The 22810-nt window shown below is 63.6% G+C and carries 13 protein-coding genes; 9 read left to right on the top strand and 4 right to left on the bottom strand.

Annotation, left to right across the window (positions count from 1 at the left end):
- The first annotated feature begins 170 nt into the window (after positions 1-170).
- From BMY53_RS01740 to BMY53_RS01720, 5 genes are all read left to right on the top strand, one after another.
- Positions 171-2243: a type VI secretion system Vgr family protein gene (locus tag BMY53_RS01740; protein WP_092943731.1), complete on the top strand. Its 2073-nt coding sequence runs from the start codon at positions 171-173 to the stop codon at positions 2241-2243.
- Positions 2215-3618 carry a DUF2169 family type VI secretion system accessory protein gene (locus tag BMY53_RS01735; RefSeq protein WP_092942992.1) on the top strand — a complete coding sequence of 468 codons (1404 nt, stop codon included), beginning with the start codon at positions 2215-2217 and terminating at the stop codon, positions 3616-3618. Before BMY53_RS01740 ends, BMY53_RS01735 begins: the two co-directional genes overlap by 29 nt.
- A gap of 119 nt (positions 3619-3737) precedes the next feature.
- Positions 3738-8858 (top strand): PAAR-like domain-containing protein, encoded by a 5121-nt coding sequence (locus BMY53_RS01730; protein WP_092942990.1) that lies wholly within the window; start codon positions 3738-3740, stop codon positions 8856-8858.
- Positions 8859-8867: 9 nt separating this feature from the next.
- Positions 8868-9293 (top strand): hypothetical protein, encoded by a 426-nt coding sequence (locus BMY53_RS01725; RefSeq protein WP_092942988.1) that lies wholly within the window; start codon positions 8868-8870, stop codon positions 9291-9293.
- 379 nt (positions 9294-9672) lie between these two features.
- Positions 9673-10035 carry a hypothetical protein gene (locus BMY53_RS01720; RefSeq protein ID WP_143073877.1) on the top strand — a complete coding sequence of 121 codons (363 nt, stop codon included), beginning with the start codon at positions 9673-9675 and terminating at the stop codon, positions 10033-10035.
- A gap of 108 nt (positions 10036-10143) precedes the next feature.
- Here BMY53_RS01720 and BMY53_RS01715 read toward each other — a convergent pair whose 3' ends face one another.
- From BMY53_RS01715 to BMY53_RS01700, 4 genes are all read right to left on the bottom strand, one after another.
- Positions 10144-11313: a HupE/UreJ family protein gene (locus tag BMY53_RS01715; protein WP_092942984.1), complete on the bottom strand. Its 1170-nt coding sequence runs from the start codon at positions 11311-11313 to the stop codon at positions 10144-10146.
- Between the two features lie 23 nt (positions 11314-11336).
- On the bottom strand, positions 11337-13388 hold the full coding sequence (locus BMY53_RS01710) for a rhamnogalacturonan lyase family protein (RefSeq protein ID WP_143073876.1): 2052 nt from the start codon (positions 13386-13388) through the stop codon (positions 11337-11339).
- Positions 13389-13518: 130 nt separating this feature from the next.
- Positions 13519-15924, bottom strand: a complete 2406-nt coding sequence (locus tag BMY53_RS01705; protein ID WP_143073875.1) for a rhamnogalacturonan lyase family protein — start codon at positions 15922-15924, stop codon at positions 13519-13521.
- A 222-nt stretch (positions 15925-16146) separates the two neighbouring features.
- Positions 16147-17460: a DUF72 domain-containing protein gene (locus BMY53_RS01700; RefSeq protein ID WP_255369983.1), complete on the bottom strand. Its 1314-nt coding sequence runs from the start codon at positions 17458-17460 to the stop codon at positions 16147-16149.
- A 51-nt stretch (positions 17461-17511) separates the two neighbouring features.
- Here BMY53_RS01700 and tadA point away from each other — a divergent pair, with 51 nt between their 5' ends.
- From tadA to BMY53_RS01680, 4 genes are all read left to right on the top strand, one after another.
- Positions 17512-18264, top strand: coding sequence for a tRNA adenosine(34) deaminase TadA (tadA, locus tag BMY53_RS01695; RefSeq protein WP_092942978.1), 753 nt, complete (start codon positions 17512-17514; stop codon positions 18262-18264).
- Positions 18261-19295, top strand: a complete 1035-nt coding sequence (locus BMY53_RS01690; protein WP_092942976.1) for an LD-carboxypeptidase — start codon at positions 18261-18263, stop codon at positions 19293-19295. The genes tadA and BMY53_RS01690 overlap by 4 nt, the downstream gene beginning before the upstream one ends.
- 255 nt (positions 19296-19550) lie before the next feature.
- Positions 19551-21827 carry an ABC transporter substrate-binding protein gene (locus tag BMY53_RS01685; protein ID WP_255369982.1) on the top strand — a complete coding sequence of 759 codons (2277 nt, stop codon included), beginning with the start codon at positions 19551-19553 and terminating at the stop codon, positions 21825-21827.
- Entirely contained in the window at positions 21827-22810 is a 984-nt protein-coding gene (locus tag BMY53_RS01680) for an ABC transporter permease (protein WP_092942974.1), read from the top strand. Before BMY53_RS01685 ends, BMY53_RS01680 begins: the two co-directional genes overlap by 1 nt.

Below are 22810 nucleotides of genomic sequence, written 5' to 3'. Positions count from 1 at the left end.
ACGCGGGCGCCGATTGGTGCGAATATCGCGCGACTTGCTGCTGTCGCCGCTTGCATTGGGGAACCACAGGCCTGTTTCCATAGGTAAGGCCTGCGCAGAGTGACCTTCGACCGTTGTTGTTGCGGGGGGTGATCCGTAGCCTGCCGGGTGTCGACCTGAACCCCGGTGCCATGGCTTCCCCCTTCCGCCTGAAAACGTCCCTTCCCGACGACATATTGCATGTCCACTCCTGCGTCTCGCGGGAATCCCTGAGTGATCTGGGCGACACCAACCTGACCGTCCTGAGCGAACGCAAGGATATTCAGGGGACCGAGCTGTTGGGGCAGTTGGCCACCCTGACAGTTGCTCTGAATGACACCGATCCGCGCCATGTGAGCGGGTACGTCACCCGCTTCGTCCGAAGCGGCTTTGAGGGCAAGCACTGCGTCTATCAAATGACGCTCAAGCCCTGGCCCTGGCTGATGACGCGCACCTCAGACTGCCGCATCTTCCAGGAAATGACGGTGCCGGACATCGTCAAGATGGTCTTTGACGACCACCCGATGGCGCGCTTTGAGCTGAAGCTGATGCGGCCTTACAGAACGTGGAATTACTGCGTTCAGTATCGCGAGACGGACTTCAACTTCGTCGCACGTCTGTTGGAGCACGAGGGCATCTACTGGTACGTCCAGCACGATGAAACCGGGCACAAGCTGGTGCTGTGCGATTCCGCGAGTACGCACGATGCGGCGCCCGGCTGCGCCGACCTTCCGTTTTACGGCAGTGGAGGACAGGTTCCGCCGCAACTGGCCCATGTGTCGAACTGGTCGAACCTGCAGTGCGTGCAACCCGGGAAGGTGGTGATCACCGATTACGACTTCCAGCGACCCTCCGCGTCCTTGCAGACCAGCCAGAGCCGTAAACGGGACTACGACTTGTCGGACGGGGAAATCTTCGACTACCCGGGCGGCTACATCCAGAACGGCGATGGCGCGCAGTATGCGGAGGACCGTCTCGACGAGCTGCAAAGCGCCTACGACGTTTATGAAGGCATGGCCAATGCGCAGGGCGTGCACGCCGGCCACCTGCTGACGCTGAGCCGCCACCCGAGTGACGACCAGAATGCGCAGTATCTCGTGACCGGCACTACGCTGCATCTGCGCCAGGCCGTCAGCGAAGCCGGATCCGGCTCGACTGAACTCAGCTGCAACTTCCACTGCATTCCTGCTGCACAGCAGTTCCGCCCCCAGCGTCGCACGCCCAAGCCGATGGTGCCCGGGCCTCAGACGGCCATCGTCACCGGTCCGGCCGGGGAAGAAATCCACACCGACCGATTTGGCCGGGTGAAGGTTCAGTTCCACTGGGACCGACACGGCCAGCGTGATGAGCAAAGCTCCTGCTGGGTCAGTGTGGCGCATCCGTGGGCCGGTGCAAACTTTGGGGGCGTGCATATCCCGCGCATCGGGCAGGAGGTGATCGTCGGGTTCCTGGAAGGCGACCCAGACGCGCCCATCATCATTGGGAGAACCTACAACGGCGAGAACCTGCCCCCGTGGGATCTGCCCGCCAATGCCACCCAGAGCGGCTTCCTGACTCGCTCGACCAAAGGCGGCAGTTACGGCAATGCCAACGCCATCCGGTTCGAGGACATGAAGGGCGAGGAGCAGGTCTGGATCCACGCTGAGAAAAATCAGGACATCGAGGTCGAGAACGACGAGACGCATTGGATCGGACGCGACCGGACCAAGACGATTGACCGGCACGAAACGACGCTCGTGAAGGGCAACCGCACCGAGACGGTCAACCTGGATGAAACGATCACCGTCCATCAGAACCGTACCGAGCGGGTGGACTTGGACGAGAAGATTTCCATCGGCATGAACCGGACCGAGGATGTGGGCGTCAATGAGACCGTGTCCATCGGCGCCAATCAGAAGATCGACATCGGTGGCATGAAGACCGAGACGATCACGATGGCGTCGATGCAGAACGTCGGTCTGGGCAGGATGGACAACGTCGGCCTGGGCTACAACCTCAACGTCGGTGGTCTCATGGCGACGGTGGTCGGCCTCAACCAAATCACAACTGTTGGCAACGCCATCAGCATCACGGCAGGCGACCGCCTGAGCATCACGGTGGGCGCCAGCAGCCTGCTCATGACCAAGGATGGACGGATCGAGATCAGCGGCAAGGAAGTGATCATCCGCGGCGACAAGAAAGTGGAAGTGCACGGCGATGATGTCGACACCAACCCGGTCGGTTGAAGACCTGCGCGGCGCCGACCTGCCGCGACTGATTTTGCGGGACATGACAGGGCGGACGCATCTGCACTTCGACGCCATGGACCCGAAGCTACGCTTGATCCACACCGTGGTGCTGAAGGACCGGTATCGGCTCGGCGAGCCGGATGAATCGGGGGTGTCGCCGCTGCTTCTGGATGAGACGCCCGCACCACTGAATGATGAAGACTTGCCGCATGACGGCAACCCTGCGTTCACCATCCGGGAGGAGAGTGATCTCGCGCCTTTCAAACCGCTGTGCGATGTCTTGGTGGTGGGGTCTGCGTTTGCACCGGAGGACACGCCGGTGCCGTCGTTTGTGGCGCGCCTGCGGGTGTTTGAGCCGAAGCAGACGCGTGAGGACACACAGGGCGAACCGGCTTCTGTGCGGGATGCATGGAGCCCGCTGATCGACACGCATCTGCGCATCCATGGTCCTCGCTGGTGGGTGCGCCGCCCTGCCGAGGGGCAGACGCGAGCAGGTGGACCTGCGAGGCCGGAAGATTGGACGCTCAGCCCGTCAGAACCGATCGATCGCTGCGCACTGCGGTATGAATATGGTTTCGGCGGGCAATGCAGAATCGACGTCGGCAATGCAATGGCGGCCGAAGTGCCGGCACGCTGGCATCTGCGTCCGGATCAATTGGCGCAACACCCGGATGGTGCCGCGCTGCCCCCAGACCGCCCGCTCGCGCATGAGGCGAGTCGTTTCAATCCGGCCGGGCAGGGCTTCACGCGTGAATGGTTTCTGCAGGCCAGCAAGGCCGACCGGCTGCAGGCGCATCAGATCGAGTCCGCGCTGCAACCCATCACCGTGGGCGACTTCTGGCACGTGGCGGCAGGACGAGACGCGTTGGAGACTGCGGGCTTCGGCCCGTTGGAGCGCGGATGGGCTCCACGGGTGGAGTGGATCGGGCGCGAAAAGCCGGACCCTGCCCATGTGGCAGCGGGACTGGCACTTAATCCGGATTTTGATTTCCGCTACTGGAACTGCGCGCCAACGGACCAGCAGTGTCACCACCTTCGCGGCGGAGAGCGCCTGGTGCTGGACAACCTCTGGCCACGCCATCACCCAGCGGCACGGCAGGTGTCAGGCGGGCATCGCATGGCCATGTTCGATCTTCCGGAACGCGGGCTGCTGCTGATGGGCATCGACGGCGATGGCGAGGTGCTTTGCTTCGATCCTGTCATCGACACGGTGTTGATCGATACCGACAACGGTCACGTCGATCTGTGCTGGCGGTGGAGCATCAGCGCCCGCTATGGCTTGGAAGAAGCTCGGCTGATGGAGGCAAAGACTCCCGGACAGCGCGCCAGGCTGGCGGAGTTGCGGACCGTTATGGCCCAACCCTTGGAGTAGGTCGGCGTCAATCACGACCTTGTTCTCGACCTGCATCCCCTCTCATCGACGACCGACAGCGGCCCGCCGTTGGTTTCCGATCCTTCCTTGATCGCCTCTGATCGCCCCTGATCGTTCTCATGGCACGCGAAACCGTCACCCGATCCAAACGCTTCTTCTGCGTCAGCCTCCAGCCTGATGTCTGCCTCACCCCCGTGGGTAGCAGCGTGGTGCCCATCCCCTATCCGATCAAGGGTGAATTCAAGGAAGCATCGGCGGCTTCTCCCAACGTTAAACACCAAGGGGACCCGGCGGTCCTGCATGGACAGACCTTCATCCCGAAGGTGACCGGCGATGCCCGCGGGGTGAAGGGAGGTGTCAAAAGCGGAACGTATGAGGACAAGGCGGAGCCGAAGGACAAGAGCAGCACTTCCACCAGCAATGCCAAGGCCTGGGTACGCGAGGCCGACCTCATCTGGATGAATGCCCGCAACACGGTGGGGCGCATCTACGAGCGAGGCACGGCTGCGGCCAAGGGGCGGCTCAAGGGCGCCGCACAGGCCTATCGCGAAAGCGGCGCTTCCGAAGCGCTGCACGAGTTCAGCGACGACGCCATGGAGACCGGCGGCAAAGTCGCCACAGCCGGCACGGCGACAGCGATGGTGGGCGGGGGCGTTGCGCTGACGGGTGTGGGCGCGCCCGTTGGGGGAGCCATTGCCACGGCGGGTGGCGCTGTGACCGCGGTGGGGGGCGGTGTGACGGCAGTGGGCGCGGCAACCGGGACGGCCACCGATGTGCTGGACGCCACTGCGGACTGGGTGCTGGACGACAAGGCACCCAGCCTGGGAGCGCTTGCAGAGCAGGCGACGGAGCGCGGAGCCAACTGGGCGCTGACACGCCTGCCGGGCGGTGGACGGCTGCTGGCGCGACTGTTCCCGAAGAAACATCCGCCGGCCAAGCGGCCAGATCCGAAGCCGCACGGCGGCAAGCACGAAGAAGACAAAGGCGATGGTGGCAAAACTCAGAGGCCTGCGCAAGACAAGCGCCAGCCCAAGGAATGCTGTCCGCAAAGTCAAGGCCCCGGCAAGGCGGCGACTCGAAGCCGGCGCCCCATTCATTTCGGTACCGGCGACGAACTGTTGTCGGAGTTGGACGCTGACGTGGATGGATTGATACCGCTGACATGGCTGCGGACGTATCGGTCTAGCCATGCGGCCTATGACAGAGGGTTGTTGGGCGCACGTTGGACTTCGCAGTATCTGGTGCGGCTCAGCGTGGGTGAGCGGGGCATGGCCTATCACGACGCGACGGGCCGGACAGTGCACTTGCCGCTGCTTGCGGCGGGCGGCACGATGGATGATGCGTTCGAAGCGTTCGCTCTCACGCGTGTGGGGCCGTTGCGTTTTGAACTGCGCTGGCGTGACGGCAGTGTGGATGTGTTCGAACGTCCGCGTTGCGATGCCCTGGCGCTGGATGTGCTGCCCCTGGGGCTGGATGGATTGAGGCTGCGACAGCGACGGTTGCTGGACGAGCCCGCGCCACGCATGGAGTGGGTGCAGTGCTGCTACCTCGTGGAGCAAAGGCGACCGGATGGCTTGTCGGTCCAGCTTGAGTGGCTACCCGGCTGGGAGGCCCGGATGCTGCCGGAACGGCTGGATGAAGATTTTCCTGTGCTCCGCATCACCGCTCCTGGTGATGTCGTACTGGAAGCGCATGCCGCACCGACCGGGCCGCTGACGGATGCTCAGCGCGCGTGCCACGGCGCGTTGAAGATCGGCCGACTTGTGCGGCGGCTCCCGATGGCCGACGAGGCCGCCAACGAGGTGGCGGCGACCGATGCGGCGATGGCCGGCTTGGCGGCGAAGGCGAACGATGCGACGAATCCCCGCTGGGCGTGGCAGGTGCTGAGTCGTTATGCCTACGGTCTTGAACATCACGGAGAGAACCCGCGCGACAGCGCTCTCTCGTCCGCGCCGGATTTGCTCGGGCGCAAGGACGCCATGGGCCACCTCTGGCGCTACCACTACGACACCCACCTGTTGACCCGGTATGTAGACCCCACCGGCGGCGCATGGGTCGTGCGCTGGCTGGGCGCGGATGTGCTGTTTCAGGCTCCAATCAAAGCCGACGCCGAGGTTTCTGATCCGTCGCTTGATGCGGTGCCCCAGCACCGAGGCAGTTGGACTGCGCTGACCAGCCATTGGGCGAGAGCCATTTATTCGGTGGCAGAAGACGGTACGGAACCTGTGCATGTCGACTACGTGGATGCCGATACGACGCAGGTGCGCCAGGCCGACAACAGCATCTGGACCTATCGATTCAATGCCAACAACCTCTGTGTGGACGTGCGCGTGCAGGACGCGTCCGAAGCGCCTGCGCGCCGCCTCGGTACACGCCGCTGGAGCACCGCTGGCGACCTGTTGGAAGAGACAGACGCCAACGGCCACACCACCCGGTTCACCTACGACGCGCAAGGCAGCCTGATCAGCACGACCGATGCGTTGGGTGGGCGTACGGTTGTTCAATACAACGAGCAGAACCTGCCAGTGCGGACCATCGACGCGATGGGGTATGTGCAGGAGCGTGAGTTCGATGAGCACGGTCGTTTGGTGTCCCAGACCGATGCACTGGGGCGAGTTAGCCGCATGGTCTACAACGCGGTGGGGCAGTTGGTGCAGCGTGTGGATGCTGCAGGGCGCGTCAAGCGTTATGAGTACGACGGCCAAAGCCGGCTGGTGGCGCACATCGACTGCTCGGGCTACGAAACGCGTTTCGCCTGGGATCTCCGGGGACGGTTGATTTCGCAGGCCGATGCAATGGGACATTCCGTCCATTACGGCTGGGACGAATTGGACCGACTGGTCTTCATCCGCCGCCCGGGAGCAGGAGAGGAGCGATTTGTCTACGACGCCCTGGGGCGACTATTGATTCAAACGGATGGGGCGGGGCGCCAGACACGTTACGCGTATCAGATGCAGGGGCTCCCGGTCGAACGTGTCGACGCAGCAGGCCGGCGCTTGCAGTATCGCTATGACCGGGCGCTGCGGCTGGTGGCCCTGATCAACGGCAAGGGTGAATCATTCCAACTGGCTTATGACGCGCAGGGGCGACTGGTCCAGGAGATCGGCTTTGATGGACTGGTCAGTCGCTACGACTACGACGCGGCAGGCGAGTTGATCGCCAGCCATCGTGGCGCCATCCGCACTGACTACGTTCGCGATGCCTTGGGCCGGCTGGTGGCGCGTGTGACACCGGATGGTCAGGAACGATTCGCCTGGGATCCGCTGAGTCGCATCATCGCGGTGGAGAATGCGGCGGCGCAGTCCCGGCTGGGATGGGATGCGGCGGGGCAACTGGTCGAGGAGCGCCAGCGGATTGAGTTGGCACCGGAGCGTGCGCAGCCGGGTGCTGAGGGTCAATGGCCGGATACTGCCGAGCGAGGCTTCACCGCCGTGTCATTCCTTTTGCGGCATGACTACGACGCAGTGGGGCAGCGCATCGCCACACGGCTGCCGAATGGACGTTTGGTCCAGACGCAGCGCTACGGTGCGGGCCACTGGCACGGCATTGTGTGGCAGGGCCAATCGCTGGCTGATGTAGAGAGAGACGTGCTTCACCGGGAGACGCGCCGAAGCCTCGGCGGACTTCGTCGTGGAGGTCTGCGGCGTGACGTTCGTTATGACGGCGCTTCCCGCTGGTTGCGCAGTGCGTTTGGATTCGACGAGACGGCGCCGGGCGCGCTTCGCCGACGCGATTATGCTTATGCCAGGGCCGGGGAGGTCGAGCGCATCTCGGACTCGGTGCTGGGCGAGCTTCACTTCACGCGGGACGACATTGGACAGTTGCTCTCCGCAAGCCAACCGGGTTTGGTGGAGACATTCGCCTTTGATGCGGCTGGCAGTCTGACACCGTTGCCTGGAATCATGCAGGCATTGGGATGGCACTACGAACACGACGTGGACGGCAATGCAGTCCGAAAACGTTGGGTTCAGGATAGTGCTGCGAACGAACCAGCGGTCAGCGGTCAGGGCGACGAACTTCGGTTGCACTACGACGCGCATCAGCGGCTCATCCAGGTGGAAAGGATGTCGCCACACGGTGTGGTCACCAGCCGCTATGCGTACGACCCGATCGGGCGGCGTGTGCTGAAGCGAGTGGAGAGCGCGGGCACAGAACAAGTCACGGCCTTTGTATGGAATGGTGACTTGATGGTGCAGGAGGTCGATGCACGGGGCACCGTTAGCTATGTGCACGAGCCCGATAGCTTCACGCCGCTGGCCCGCGTGCACAGTCAAGAATCGATCAGCTCATTTGCAACCACCTCGGTCGCCTTTGCGCCTGTGCTTGCCTGGGACCGCCCGGATGCGCCCGATGCGCAGCCCGACGCGCACGTGCGCCTTTATCGGCGGCTTGCACGATGGCGTCAGGATTGTCTGGATGAGCGTGCGGCGCAGGCTCGATGGGAGGGCATCAGTAGCGCGAACGATGAGGTGCTGTACTACGAGTGCGACCACCTCGGCACGCCGCTGGCGCTGGTGGATGCGGTCGGCCGGGTGCACTGGCGTCCGCGCTACAGGGCGTGGGGACGTCTGGCGCGGGTGGAGGTGGATGAAGTCGCCCAACCATGGCGCTTTCAGGGGCAATATGAAGATGAAGAAACCGGGCTCTATTACAACCGGCATCGCTATTACGATCCTGACGCCGGTCGGTATCTGACCCTGGACCCGATCGGGTTGCTCGGGGGATTCACTTCCTATCAGTACGCGCCAGATCCCACCAGCTGGGTGGATCCGCTCGGGTTAACGAAGGGCAAGGGCGGGTGTGATCCGTGCTGTGGAAAGGACCCGTCTGCGGAGGCGCGCGCTTGGCAGGGGGTGAGTCCGAAGAATCCGAACAATGTCTACACCGGCGTTGATGCCTACGAGAATGTCGTGCTCAAGAAGGGCACGATTCTTTATTCGCTGTACCCGGGTGGCGCGCCTGGATTTGCCGTGCAGAACCACACTCTGTTGAAGGCAAAAGGCAATGTGTCGGACTATTACGATCTGGTGCAGGTGAGCCAAGATCCTGGTAAAGATTCTTCGGGCAATCCACGCACCCTGCGCCAGGGCGTTCGCGCCTACAGGGTGAACGAAGATATTTGCGTTGCGCGCGGCAAGGCATTGGCCAACCCACAGTTTGGCCCTGGCGGGGGTGCCCAGTATTACGTCTCTCCAACCGATATTGGTCGGCTCTCTCCTGGAAAAATCAGATCCATCTAGAGGAAACAAATGAGCGGAAAAAATTCATGGAAACGTACCAAGGGGACTGGTGGCATACAGTATGACTACTCCGGCGCGCTGGCCTTGTCCGCCGGCGATGCTGCTGCCGCCGCTGCGGACATGGCGCAACAGATTCGAGGCCGGACGTCACAGCTCGGTTCCGCTGACGACTGGGTTGCGATGGTGCTGCGCTTACCTGATGCGTTAAGACATGTCCTGTTGGATCAGTTGGATCAAGGCAACCTGCTGACAGGAATTGGCCAATCAGGGTGGCCGGCTCCAAACTCGATCGTGGCTAACTTTCGAGATCGCTTCGGTGTGGAGGGACAAAAGCTGCCTCCGGAGGTCGCCCTGCAGGTAGTTAATGATCCGCATCAATGGCGGGAGAATATCAGTCAGATCGTGGATGGGCAGGAACATATGCTGATGGCATAAGTTTGGCAAGGTAGCGATCCGTATTTCGGCAAGGACAGCTATACCAACGTGGTCGTGAAGAAGGGCACGGTGTTGTACACGCTGTATCCGCACGGCCCGGCGACCGGGAACTATTTCGTGAAAGGTGTAGAGGTGCTCCGCGCAAAATCAGCCCGTGACTACAACGATGCACTGCAAGTTGCACACACAGGAAATTGGACGCAACCACCGCGTCAAAACTTCCAGAAACTGATATCACTTGCGCTTGATCCTGGGACTTCTGAATATCGGAATTCCTGATTAGTCGTACCAGAACAATCCCGCCAACCCGTATGAACCCGCGTCCGGACGCGCCGGGGCAAGAATCACATCAAGTTCGGCAGGTGTCAGAGGCGAAACAGTGAACCTTGAAATTGATGTGTTGACCGGCCGCGTGTTGGTGGATGGGAAGGTCGTCTGGACGGCGGGCGAACCAGCACCTGTGCTGCAGTCGGGTCAACCGGTGCGCTACCTGGACCTGACTGGCCGCTTGGTGATCGGGGAAGCGGAGGGAAAAGGAGTTGTGGCTGCTGTGCTCTTCGATGAGGAGGAGTTTCCCGACTCCATCTTGACCAGTCGAATGGTGAAGCGCTTTGCGAAGAGGACGGGGGTTCTGCCGGAGATGCAGAACAGACCTGTGGCAGTGGCACGGTTTCCCTGGGGCTTGATGGAGTTCGCCGTCGATCCTAAGCAAGGAGACTTGACCATGACGGTTCAGGGCTAGGGATGCTCTGCACAGCCCCTCGCGGCCAAGCGCCTGATGCTTGCAACGGTTGAGCCGGCATTCACTGTCCCGCTTGCGGCAGGCCGCGTTCAAGGAGGCGTGAATTTCTCAAAGCCGCTGCCAGACCCAGACCAGCGCGATCAAGGTGATGACGCCTGAGAGCAGCAGGGTCAGCCGTCGATCCCAGACGGGGTGGCGTCTTGACAGCAGCAGCAAAGGGACGGCGACAGCTGCCACCATCAGTTGCCCACCTTCGATGCCCAGGTTGAATGCCAGGATCGGCACACCCAATGCCGCTCCTGAAGCACCGGCCACCGCTTCTTTCAAGGCGTCCGCAAAACCCAGGCCGTGAATCAGCCCCAAGGTGAATGTCAGTGCGTACCTGAGGTTTGTCCTGCCGCGGAAGAACATGTTTTCCAGGCACACGATGACGATCGATGCCGCAATCAGCGGCTCCACGATCCGTGCCGGCAGGTTCACCAGCCCCAGGGCGGCCATCGCCAGCGTGATGGAATGGGCCAGGGTGAAGGCGCTGATCACCACCAGCATCGACTTCAAGCGTCGAGTCCCCAACAGAAGCGCGCCAAGGAACAGCAAGTGGTCTGTGCCCGACAAGACGTGCTCCAGGCCGAGCTGCAGGAAGTCCACGAATGACTGGCTGTGGGACGCGGTCTCCTTGGCCCCCGGCACTGTGGGTACCTCAGCCGCCGGCCGCTCGGTAGACACCAGGGCCGTGGATATGGCCCTGCGCGTCGTGCCATCGGCCACTAGCACCGGTCCGGGACGCATAGGGCCCACGATCGCAAAGTAGGCGGCCTGCACCGTCAGCCTGGTGGCCGATGTTCCGGGGCGCGTGTTGACGACCAGGAACACGATCTCCTCATCGCCACCCAGTACAGCGAAGCGGCTGACCTTCAAAGGATCTCCGCCAATGCGCAGCTGGATCAATTTGTCGGCCAATGCCACGGGCAGTTCATGGAACACGCGCTCGCGGGGCGGGCGCGTCAGGGCGACCACTTCGCCAGTGCTCAGTGGCAGCGCCTCCAGAACCGCGCGCGCCGCATCGGTGCCGAGCGTGACGGTGGATTCGATGCGGTCCTCAAACAGCATGACCTGCGTGCCGCCGTCAAACGGATCGTGTGCGGCGGCGTGGCCGGCCGCTATCAGCGTGACAGTCGCAACCAGACTCCGTAGCAGCCGGCTGGCGCTTGTGCGTACCGGCGCAATTCCGGAGGCGGACAGCAGCCAGGCCAGAAGCTGGGCAATGGGAAGGGCCATGTGCAGCGTCCCCTCTGGACGGATCAGTCGCCGGCGTAGTGAATCGAAGGCGCAGCCGGGGCGGCCATGCCATTGCCGAAGTAATAGTCCAGCGTGGGCGACTGCATGTAGCCCTTGATCGTCATGTGTGCCCGATAGGCCGGGTTATGCGCCATGGTGTAGAAGCGCTGATCGGTGAGCACATTCGTCGTGAAGATCAGGATCTGGTTTTGCGCGGTGTTCATCGTCACCACCTCGGTGCGCCAGTCACCAAGGATGTCTCCGATGAAGGCCGGGTTGGTGCCGTCAAAGTAGGCGTCGTACTTGGAGAGTGTGGCCAGACGCGGCGCAGCATTGGTGGCGGTCGGTGAAGCGGGATTCCACTTTTCGATCTTCCATTCGTTGAGCCCCTCGCTCAGCACGTCCGCGTCCCACCAGATGATCTGGGCCGGATAGAAGGCGCCTGCCGATGTGGTGAGCGTGTTCGTTGCGCCGTTATAGAGCCCTGAGAACGACCAGACTTCATAGCCGGGGTAGTTGGGGTCAATGTCACCAACCAGTCCTCGTCCCACGTCCACCAGGCTGCCATCGGTGACGCTGTGCGTCCACTTGATCTCGCCGGTGCTGGCGTTGTAGTAGTACTCCAGCAAGCCGCTTGGGTTGTCCTGCTGAATGCCGTAGCCCTGCATGCCATCCGTGTCCTTCTCGAACTTGCCGATGTAGAAGCGGTCGCCATGGCCCACGCCGGCCAGGATGTAGCGCAGGGTCCCGTCGCTGTTGAGCATCATGTTGCCGGTGGCGATTTCGTCCTTGCCGTCGCCGTCCACGTCAATGATGCGCATCTGGTGCGAGGCCTCCATGCCTTCCTTCTTGGCGCCGGGGAAGGTCCGCGTCCAATTGGTGGTCAGCGTGGTGCTGACGCCGTCCCAGGCAAAGGAGGCAAAGACGTCATTGAAGGTCTTGTAGTAATCCGAGTTCCGATTGCGGCCCCAGAAGTAGATGCTCGGCGTCTTGCCATTGGCATAGCCGATGCCCAGTTGAGTGCCGAGTTCACCACCGGCTTCCAGGAAGTCCGTCGGCACTGGCGATTTGGCCCGGATGTTGCCGGTCATCCCGTCCAGCACGGCGAGGTATTGCAGGTGGGAATTGGATTCGGTGAAGGTCGTGCCGTCGGGGAATTTCACGCCGTCGGCGATCTTCAGAATCACTTCCGCCTTGCCATCGCCGTCCAGGTCATAAACGGTCACGCCGTCATACATGCCGACGCCGAGCGTCGCCGCACTCGGATGGATGTTGTAGAGGTAGGTACTGAGCGGCCCCATGTCGATCTGCCACAGGCGGGTGCCGTCGCGCTTGTAGGCCTCCAGGAACTGGTGGCCGGTGCCGGTCGCATATTCGGTGGTCGAGTAAGGCGAGTGGCGATCGATCACGAAATCGTATTCCCCGTCGCCGTCCAGATCTCCCACCCAGAGATATTTGGTGGTGTAGCCGGCCAAGGGGTCGCTGATCGGAATACGGATGACCGGCCCGGTCTCGGTGCCGGCTGCCATGGTGAAGGCCGCGCTCGCGGTCTGCTCCACCCCGTCGATCACCGGGCGAACGCTGTAGGCATTGGCCACCGTGCCATCAAGGGTGGTGTCCTGGAAATTTGTGCTGCTCGTGATCGGCGCATCGTTCAACTTCACCGCCGCCGCGCCTGCGGCGGATCGGTAGACATTGAACGCGATGCCGCTCGGGTCCAGGCCCAGCAGCCGCCAGGTCACCAGTGCGGTCTTGGTGCCCGTGCGGACCGCCACCACACCCCGGCCGAGCTTTTCCATCTGCCGGCCGGTGCTGGCCACCGGCGTGGTGACTGGCGTGGTGGTCGGGTCCGTCGGCGTGGTGGGGGTAGTGGGCGTGGTGGACGATGCGTCGGAGGCCGGCGTGGACGGTGCAGTGGTGCCGGAGTCCGTGGACGTTTCCCCGTCCTTGTCTCCGTGACAGCCGAGTAGTGCCAGCGAGAGCAAGGCCGAGGCGGCCATCACGAACGTGGTTCGGCGATATCCGGCTGCGGGAATGGAAGTGCTCGGCGCGGAGCTGCGTGATTTTTCTGTCATGGAAGGCCTGTGTCCGAAAGCGCGTGCCATCGCCAGACGCCGGTATGGCCCTGCGATGGACGCGACTGTCGTTCAGAGGCGTTTCCTCACCGTTTCACACGTCAGCTCTGAAGGCTAGGGAACCTCTGCTTCATGGCACGGTAATTTCGTCGATATTGGCCAGATCCTGGCCGTTGGAAGCGATGGCCAGCGTGTTGGTCAGCCCCGCGTTGAGAGGCACTGCGACGGAAAGGGTCTGCCAATGGGTCCATCCGCCGGTACTCGGGAAGCTGATGGCCTGGTCCACGCCATTGACCTTGAGCAGTCCGGCGCGGGCCCCCGCCGCCCCGTTGGCATAGCGAATGGCGATCGTCCTGGTTCCTCCGGCGCCTCCGTCGAGGTATTGAAACGTCGCGCTGCCGCCTGTGACCGGGAAGGTCACGAAGCCGGTGCCCGTGTAGCCGCTCCTGTCATGGGCCACCGCCGCACCGCCGGCCAGCACGGCAGTTTCTGCCGCCATGCGGCCACTGCCGGGGTAGCGGACATTGGGGGCGGACACAGCGCCCATGCCGTCGCCAAAGTAATAGTCCGGCAATGGGGACTGCAGGTAACCCTTGATCGTCATGTGATTGCGATACGCGGGGTTCTGCGCCATGGCGTAGAAGCGCTTGTCGGTCGAAATGTTGGTGGTGTAGATCTGCAGCTCGGTGAAGCTGCTGTTGAAGGTGACCACCTCGGTGCGCCAGTCGCCGAGGATGTCGCCCATGAACATGGGGTTGGTGCCATTGAGTGTCGCGCCCCATTTGCTGAGGGTGGTCACTCTGGGCGCCGAACCGGTCGCCGTGGGCGAGAGCGGATTCCATTTCTCGATCTTGGTTTCGTTCAAGCCTTCGTTCATGACATCGCCGTCCCACCAGAGGATCTGTGCGGGCCACAGTGCGAGATCGGACGGTTCCGTGCGCGCGCCGGTGGGCGCGTTGTAGATCCCTGAAAATGACCAGGCCTCGTAGCCGGGGAACCGCGCGTCGATGTCGCCCACCAAACCGCGTCCCACATCGACCAGGGTGCCCGGGGTGGTGCTGTGTGACCACAGGATCGAGCCCGTGGTCGCATCATAGGCGTATTCCAGAAGGCCGCTGGGGTTGTCTTGCTGGATGCCGTAGCCGTCCATGCCGGTGCTGGTGGCGGAGAACTTTCCGATATAGAAGCGGTCACCGTGGCCGACAGTGGGCATGGTGTAGCGGACGGAGCCATCGCTGTTGAGCATGAAGTTGCCGGTCGCCACTTCGTCGCGGCCATCCCCATCGACGTCGATGATTCGCATCTGATGCGAGGCGACATGGCTCACCGTCATCGGGCGAACCCAGTCAACGGTCAGCGTTGACCCGCCCGACCAGGACCATGCCGCGAGAACGTCATTGAACGATTTGTCGGCATTGCGGTTCCTTCCCCAGAAATAGATGCTGGGCGTCAGGCCATTCGCATAACCGATGCCCAGCTGGGTGCCGAGCGACCCGCCAGCGGCCAGGTACTGGGTCGGGAAGGGGGCTTTGGCCAGCAGATTGCCAGAGAGGCCGTCAATGACGGCGATGTATTGCATCTCCGGATTGGCTTCCGTGAAGACGTCCCCGTTCGGGAAGGTGACGCCATCGGCGATCTTCAGAATCACTTCCGCCTTGCCGTCGCCATTCAGGTCATAGACGGTAACGCCGTCGTACATGCCCATGCTCAGCGTTGCCGCGCTGGGGTGGATGTTGTAGAGATAGGTGCTGAGGTGCCCCATGTCGATGCGCCACAGGGGTGTTCCGTCCCGCTTGTAGGCCTCGAGATACTGGTTTCCCAGTCCGGTGGCATATTCGTCTTCCGCATAGGGGGCGATGCGATCAATCACGAAGTCGTATTCACCATCACCATCCAGATCCCCCACCCAGACGTACTTCGTGTAATAGCCTGTCCCAGGCACCGGGCTGAGCGGAATCCTGACGACCGGCTCGGCCGCATGATTGGCGGTAAGCGTGAATGAGGAACTGGTTTCCACTTCCGTTCCATTGATGACGGCACGGACGCTATAGGCGTTGTCGACGGTGAAGTCGGGCGCGTCCGAATAGAACGTGGCGGTGGTCAGGGGCGCGCTGTTGAGCTTCACCGGCGTTGCGCCGTTGGCCGAGCGGTAGACGTTGAATGCGACGTCTGTGGGGTCCAGGGCGAGCAGGCGCCAGGAGATGCTGGCATTTTTGGTATTGCTTCTGACCGCGACCACGCCGCGCCCCAGTCTCTCAATGACGCGCGGCGGACGTCCGATGGATTCGGCCGCCGCTGCGATGGACGCGTTGGTGGCCTGTGGCGTTGTGCCGTACAGCGTGGTGGCCACTCCTGCGCTGGGCGTGGTGGCGGCGGTGCCGGCGGTGCCGGCGTCCACAGCGGTGGAGGACGTCGTTGCGGTGACCGTGCTGTCTGATGGCTTTCCACCGCCACAGGCCATGAGCAGCAATGACAGTGCGACAGCCTGTGAGATGGAAAGAATCGAAGCGAGCTGCCTGGCAATCCTGACGTGCATGTTGAACTCCTTTGCACCTTGCGCCACATCCCGAATCAGGGCCACCTCGGCTCGCGGGAGTTAGGCGGCGGTTCCTTCAGCCATCGATAGGTGGCGGGTCTTGACGTCGATCACGACGTCAAGACATTCGTATATCAATGTGACCTTGGCAAGGGAGCCCGGTCGCGCGCGCAAGGGACAGGCCGTGCCGCCCTGCGGTGCTCGCAAGGTCTGGGGTGAGGGTCAGGGTTCCGCTCGCGGCAGGCCGCGTTCAATGACCGCCTGCGCCAGCGCCCGTGCACTGTATGGTGCTGAACCTTCCGCGTGATTGGAGATGGTCACCAGCACCTCATGCCCCGCTTCGGCGGTTGCGTGCATGACCTTGGCCAGGGTGGCGCGAGTCTCCGGGTCCGGGTCCAGCATCTGGTCGTAACGGCCATAACGCTTCTCCGCATCTTCATAGCCATAGGGGCCATGCTGCCGATGCATGTTCCATCGCGCCACCAGCGGCCCAGGCCAGAGCGCTCGCAACAGCGGCAGTTGCGCCTGGATGGGGGGCAGCTTGGGATGCAGCCCCAGGCAGTAGCACGTGCCGGTGTCACGCAACAGCGCCACAAAATCGGGCGTGAGCCATTCGGCATCTCGCACTTCCACGGCCATCAGCGCGCCGGTGGGGCGGCCAGCCGGGGCGGGCAGGGCCTTGAGCATGGCCCACAACCGGTCCAGTTGCTCCGGCATGCGGGCCAGCATGTCCAGTGGCAGCGGGCTGATCTGGAACACCAACGCGCCGATCTTGCCGCCCAGGCCCTCGAATGCCGGTTCCACGAAGCTGCCCAACGCCAGCGCCGGATCAAGAAACGCGACGTTGCCCTCCCGGCCACGGCCATCTTCCGCTCGCACCAGTGCATCGGTCACGGCACTCGGCGCCTTTACCGTGAAACGGAAATCGTCCGGCACCAGGTTGGCATATCGCTCAAACTGGCTGGCTGTGAGCGATTGATAAAAGCCCCGGTCGATGCCCACTGCGCGCAGCAATGGATGCTGCGCATATGCGGCCAGCCCCTGGCGGGACAAGGTGGATTCACTATGCTCACCCGCCCAGACTTGCCCCTGCCAGCCTGGATAGCTCCAGGACGAGGTGCCGATGCGGATCCGGGGGGAGAGGGCCGATGCCAGGGCCACATCTGTGTCCAAGGCCGGTGCGGCCTGCACGCCGCCGCGGCGCCTGCGTTGGGGGGACTGCGGGTCGGTGCGCTTGCCAGTGACGTCGCCAGCATCCCGATCAGAACGGGCGTCGGCAGTGGCGTCAGCATCAGCATGAGCATCAGCAATCGACACCATGCCCGCCAGCCCATCGTCCTGCGTGATCAGCGAGCCCTGTCCGCTGGCGTCTGGCCGTGTCGCCTTCGGCCGCTGTGGGCGCGGCGCGGTGCCGCCGGCCATCGGCGCAGTGGCGGCGCGGGGGGCGCCCGAAGCGCGCGCGGGCGATGCGGGCGTGGCCATCGGCTGGCCGAACAGGTCAACCTGCCCCATTGGCAGCGTCGGATCCGAGGACATGGGCCGGCAGCATAGCCGCCGCGGGCTACACTGCCGCGCGAACAGCACACTATGACGGACTTTCTTTCGATTCCCCCGCTGGGTACGCCCGCCAGTACGCCCGCCAGTACGCCCGCCAGTACGCCCACCGCTATACCCACCGGTACAGCGGCCAACCCTGTCGCCCCCGCCGACCCCGCCGACGAATACGCGATGCGGCTGGCCCTGGACCAGGCGCAGAACGCCTGGCTCGTGGGCGAGGTGCCGGTGGGCGCGGTCATCATGCGCGCCGGCCAGGTCATCGCGACCGGCTACAACCGTCCGATCACGACCCACGACCCGACCGCCCACGCGGAGATCGTGGCCTTGCGCCACGCCGCCCAGTTGCTGGGCAACTACCGCCTGCCGGAGTGTGAGCTCTTCGTGACGCTGGAGCCCTGCGCCATGTGTGCCATGGCCATGATGCACGCGCGCATCAAGCGTGTGGTCTTTGCGGCGCACGACCCCAAGACCGGGGTGGCCGGCTCCGTGCTGGACCTGTTTGCCCAGAAGCAGCTCAATCACCACACCGCCTTGCATGGCGGTGTGCTGGCCGAGCCCTCGGCGCAGTTGCTGCGCCAGTTCTTTGCCGAGCGTCGCGAGGCCGCGCGCCAGCGCCGCGAGGCGCAGCGCGCCAGCGAGCGTCCCGATCCCCTGGTGATGTTCCGCCCCCCGGCGGATCCCACGCCCCTGGCCGACCTCGTGCCCGGTTCGGACATCCCCGTGGGCGAGGCCGAGTACCTGCCCCTGGACCCCGATTTGTCTTCAAAAGATCCCAAGCCATGAACGACCTGATCCTCTACACCCCGTCCGGCGTTCTGGCCACGGCCCAACCCCTGCGCCGCGCCGCCAAGCGGCTGGGCGCGCTGGGCTTCGAGGTCAGTATCGATGAAGCCGCCACCGCCAAGCATCAGCGCTTTGCCGGTGAGGACGAGACACGCCTGGCCGCCCTGCATCGCGTGGCGAAGGCCGCACCATCCGTGGCTTTGGCCACGCGCGGCGGCTACGGCCTTACGCGCCTGCTGGACCAGTTGGACTGGAAACTGCTGGGGCGCAGCGTGGAAAAGGGCACCCGGTGGGTCGGCCTGAGCGACATCACCGCCTTGCAGCTGGGCCTGCTGGCGCACACCAAGCAGATCAGCTGGGCGGGCCCCCTGGCCTGTGACGACTTCGGCCGCACGGAAGAGGAGGGCGGCGTGGACGAGATCACCCGCGACTGCTTCCTCGAAGCGATGGACGGTTCACTGGAGGCCGTGGGTTTTCGCACCGAGCTGGGCTTTGACGGCCTGGAGGCCCGTGGCACCTTGTGGGGCGGCAACCTGGCGGTGCTGTGCTCTCTGCTGGGCACGCCACACTTCCCGCGCATCAAGGGCGGCATCCTGTTCCTGGAGGATGTGAACGAGCATCCCTACCGCATCGAGCGCATGCTGCTGCAGTTGCAGCAGGCGGGCGTGCTCGATGCACAAAAGGCCGTGATCCTGGGCAGCTTCAGCGGCTGGAAGAAGTCTCCGCTGGACCGTGGCTACAACTTCAAGAGCTGTGTGCAAGCGCTGCGCGCACGCTGCAAGGTGCCGGTGCTCACCGGCCTGCCGTTCGGCCACGTGCCCACCAAGGTCTGCCTGCCGGTCGGCGCCAAGACCGAATTGCTGGTTGAAGGCCGTGATGTCTTCGTGGCCTGGGGCCATGTTGGCCACGGGCACGATCACCACCACCACCACGGGCATGACCACAGCGATGACCACAGCGATGACCACAACGATGACCACGGGAGCGGCCATGACGATCATGACCACGACCATCACGGTCACCATCATTGATGGCGCGACAGAGGCTTGTGCGCTGAGGGATGGCGCCTCTTGGGGCAGGGGGGCTGCCGGTGTGCGGCAGGTGGTGTCGCAGGCCATGCGTCATAGCGTGCGTCACGACGTGCGATTGGCGACAAAGCCGTCGGGAAGCTGACGGGCGAGGTTTCCCGGCCCTCGGGCGGTGAAGCCCTCACGTATGATTCGTGAAGCAACAATCTGGCAATGCCGCATCTAGAGGATGCGGCATTTGTTTTGGAGGGGTGACGAATGTCGTCGGGGCAGTGGATGGAGGAGGGCGGCTGGCTGAAAGGCCTGGCCAGGCGGATGGGTGCCCTGTGTGCGGCAGCGCTGTTGCTGGGCCTGCTGGCTGCCTGCAACAACAGCCCCTATTGGGCCGGTGCCGGCAAGGAAAACACGCTGTTCATCTCTTTCGATGAGCGTTCTCCGCGCTACCTGGACCCCACAGCGTCGTACACCTCGCCCGAGAGCGTCTACGTTTACCAGATCACCGAGCCGCTGTACGGCTACCACTACCTGAAGCGGCCGTATCAGCTGATTCCGCGCGCGGCCGCCGAGGTGGTGAAGCCTTATTACCTGGACGACAAGGGCCAGCGCCTGCCGGACGACGCCCCTGCCGACAAGATCGCCGAAAGCGTCTACGAGGTGCCCATCCGCGAAGGCGTGATGTATGCGCCCAGCCCGGCCTTTGCGAAGGACGCGCAAGGCAACTACCTCTATCACCACCTCACCGCCGCGCAACTGGGCAGCAAGCGCTCCCCCTGGGAGTTCGAGCACCAAGGCACCCGCGAGCTGGTGGCGGACGATTTCGTCTACGCGCTCAAGCGCCATGCCACCCCCCGCATCGAGGCGCCCATCTTCGGCCTGTTCTCCGAGCGCGTGCTCGGGCTGAAGGCCTACGGCGAGCTGATCCGCCAGGAAAACGCCAAGCTGCTGCAAGGCCTGCCGGAAAGCACCAAGGACAAGCCCTTCCTCGATTTCCGCAAGTGGCCGCTGGAAGGCGCGCAAGCCGTCAACAAGCACCTGCTGCGTGTGCGCATCAAGGGCAAGTATCCGCAGTGGTCCTACTGGATGGCGACCACCTTCCTCTCCCCCATCCCCTGGGAAGTGGACGCCTTCTATGCGCAGCCGGGCATGACCGAACACGGCATTTCCTGGAACCAGTGGCCGGTGGGCACGGGCCCGTACATGATGACGGAGTACGAGCAGGACCGCCGCCATGTCATGTCCCGCAACCCCAACTACCGCCCGGACACCTACCCCTGCGACGGCAACGACCATGACCGCGAGGCCGGCCTGCTGGCGGACTGCGGCAAGCGGGTGCCCTTCATCGACAAGGTGGTCGCCACCCTGATCAAGGAGCGTGTGCCCCGCAAGGAACTGTTCAAGCAGGGCTATCTGGACGTTCCTGATCTGGAACGTGGTGACTGGGGCGTGGAATTCCTGGCCGACCAGAGCGACTCGGACGAAGTGGCGGCCTTCTTCAAGGCGCGTGGCTTCAAGTTCCCGCGCGATACCGACCCCAACAGCTGGTACCTCGGCTTCAACTGGCTGGACCCGGTGGTGGGCAAGGGCAGCACGCCCGAGCAGCAGCAGCGCAACCGCAAGCTGCGTCAGGCGCTGTCCATTGCCATCGACTGGGAAGAGGGTTACGGCCAGATCTTCAAGAACCGTGGGGGTGTGGCCGGTTTCGGGCCGGTGCCGCCCGGCGTGTTCGGCTCACGCGAGGCCGAGGCGGGCTATTTCAACCCGGTGACCCACAAGCTGGTGGACGGCAAGGTGGTCCGCCGCTCGCTGGACGAGGCCCGCCAACTGCTGGCCGAGGCGGGTTATCCGGAAGGGCGTGAAGCCGCCACCGGCAAGCCACTGGTGCTGAACTACGACTTCATGCGCACCGTCACCCCGGAGGTGAAGGCGGAGAACGACTGGATGGTCAAGCAGTTCGCCAAGCTGGGCATCCAACTGGACGTGCGCGCCACGGATTACAACCAGTTCCAGGAGAAGGTCCACCAGGGCAAGCACCAGATCTTCTGGTGGGGCTGGTTTGCCGACTATCCGGACGCGGAGAACTTCCTCTTCCTGCTCTACGGGCCCAACAGCAAGTCGCTGCACGACGGTGAGAACTCGGCCAACTACCAGAACGACGAATACGACCGGCTGTTCACGAAAATGCAGACGCTGGAGGATGGTCCGGAAAAGCGTGAGGTGATCGACCGCATGCTCCATATCCTCCAGCAGGATTCACCCTGGGCCTGGGGCTATTGGCCCTATACCGGCCAGGCCTTCCAGCATTGGATCTACAACGGCAAGCCCAGCATCGTGATTCGTGATCCGGTGCGCTACTACCGCCTGGACGCCGCCGAACGCGCCCGCCAGCAAGCCCGCTGGAACAACCCCGTGTGGTGGCCGCTGCTGGTGCTGGTGCTGGGCGCACTGGCCATCATCTGGGCCACCCGACGCAGCTTCATGGCCCGTGAAACCGCCACTGCGCGCGGCACGACGGCCGCCCCCGGAGGGGCCGACTGATGTTCAAGATCATTGCCAGGCGGCTGGGCTACGGCCTGGCCATCCTCATCGGGGTCAACCTGCTGACCTTCATGTTGTTCTTCACCGTGAACACGCCGGACGACATGGCCCGTCTGAACATCGGTGGCAAGCGGGTCACCCAGGAGCAGATCGACAAGTGGAAGGCCGAGCGTGGCTACGACAAACCCCTGTACTGGGATGCCAGCAAGGCGGGCAGCGAGCGTGTCACCCATACCGTGTTCTGGGAACGCTCCGTCTCCCTGATGCTGATGGACTTCGGTCGCTCCGATGCCCGTCAGGCGGTGGATATCGGCCATGAGGTCAAGACCCGCATGGGCGTGAGCCTGCAGCTGGCCGTACCGCTGTTTGCGCTGCAGCTGGTGGTGAGCGTGGCCTTTGCGCTGCTGCTGACCTTCTTCCGCAACTCGCGCATCGACTTCTGGGGCGTGGTGCTGTGTGTGCTGATGCTGTCGATCTCCAGCCTGTTCTACATCATCGTCGGCCAGTTCTTCTTCTCGCGCATCCTGCGGCTGGTGCCGATCAACGGCTATGCACCGGGCCTGGATGCGATCCGCTTCCTGGCGCTGCCGATCGCGCTGTCGCTGCTGTCCCGCCTGGGCGGGGAGGCGCGCCTGTATCGCGCCATGCTGCTTGAAGAGGTGGGCAAGGACTATGTGCGCACGGCGCGTGCCAAGGGCCTGTCCGAGCCGGTGGTGCTGCGCCGCCATGTGCTGCGCAATGCGCTGATCCCCATCATCACCAGTGCCGGCGCCTACCTGCCGTATGTGTTCCTGGGCAGCCTGGTGTTCGAGAGTTTCTTCGGCATCCCCGGCCTGGGCGCCTTCGTGATCGATGCGATCACCGGCCAGGACTTCGCCATCGTGCGCACCATGGTGTTCCTGGGCGCGCTTCTTTATATCGCCAGCAACGCGCTGATCGACGTGGTCTACACGTGGGTCGATCCGCGTGTGCGGCTGAGCTGA

Origin of the sequence: Roseateles sp. YR242 (genome assembly GCF_900109745.1) — a bacterium.
In the GTDB taxonomy this organism is placed as follows: Bacteria; Pseudomonadota; Gammaproteobacteria; order Burkholderiales; family Burkholderiaceae_C; genus Roseateles.
The sequence above is the reverse complement of the archived record's forward strand: the minus strand, read 5'-3'. Positions and strand labels throughout refer to the sequence as shown.

What these genes read in the sequence shown, in the direction of transcription:
- BMY53_RS01740 (WP_092943731.1), top strand. Translation starts at nt 171, where the DNA reads ATGGCTTCCCCCTTCCGCCTGAAAACGTCCCTTCCCGACGACATATTG.
- BMY53_RS01735 (WP_092942992.1), top strand. Translation starts at nt 2,215, where the DNA reads ATGATGTCGACACCAACCCGGTCGGTTGAAGACCTGCGCGGCGCCGAC.
- BMY53_RS01730 (WP_092942990.1), top strand. Translation starts at nt 3,738, where the DNA reads ATGGCACGCGAAACCGTCACCCGATCCAAACGCTTCTTCTGCGTCAGC.
- BMY53_RS01725 (WP_092942988.1), top strand. Translation starts at nt 8,868, where the DNA reads ATGAGCGGAAAAAATTCATGGAAACGTACCAAGGGGACTGGTGGCATA.
- BMY53_RS01715 (WP_092942984.1), bottom strand. Translation starts at nt 11,313, where the DNA reads ATGGCCCTTCCCATTGCCCAGCTTCTGGCCTGGCTGCTGTCCGCCTCC.
- BMY53_RS01710 (WP_143073876.1), bottom strand. Translation starts at nt 13,388, where the DNA reads ATGACAGAAAAATCACGCAGCTCCGCGCCGAGCACTTCCATTCCCGCA.
- BMY53_RS01705 (WP_143073875.1), bottom strand. Translation starts at nt 15,924, where the DNA reads ATGCACGTCAGGATTGCCAGGCAGCTCGCTTCGATTCTTTCCATCTCA.
- BMY53_RS01700 (WP_255369983.1), bottom strand. Translation starts at nt 17,460, where the DNA reads ATGTCCTCGGATCCGACGCTGCCAATGGGGCAGGTTGACCTGTTCGGC.
- tadA (WP_092942978.1), top strand. Translation starts at nt 17,512, where the DNA reads ATGACGGACTTTCTTTCGATTCCCCCGCTGGGTACGCCCGCCAGTACG.
- BMY53_RS01690 (WP_092942976.1), top strand. Translation starts at nt 18,261, where the DNA reads ATGAACGACCTGATCCTCTACACCCCGTCCGGCGTTCTGGCCACGGCC.
- BMY53_RS01685 (WP_255369982.1), top strand. Translation starts at nt 19,551, where the DNA reads ATGTCGTCGGGGCAGTGGATGGAGGAGGGCGGCTGGCTGAAAGGCCTG.
- BMY53_RS01680 (WP_092942974.1), top strand. Translation starts at nt 21,827, where the DNA reads ATGTTCAAGATCATTGCCAGGCGGCTGGGCTACGGCCTGGCCATCCTC.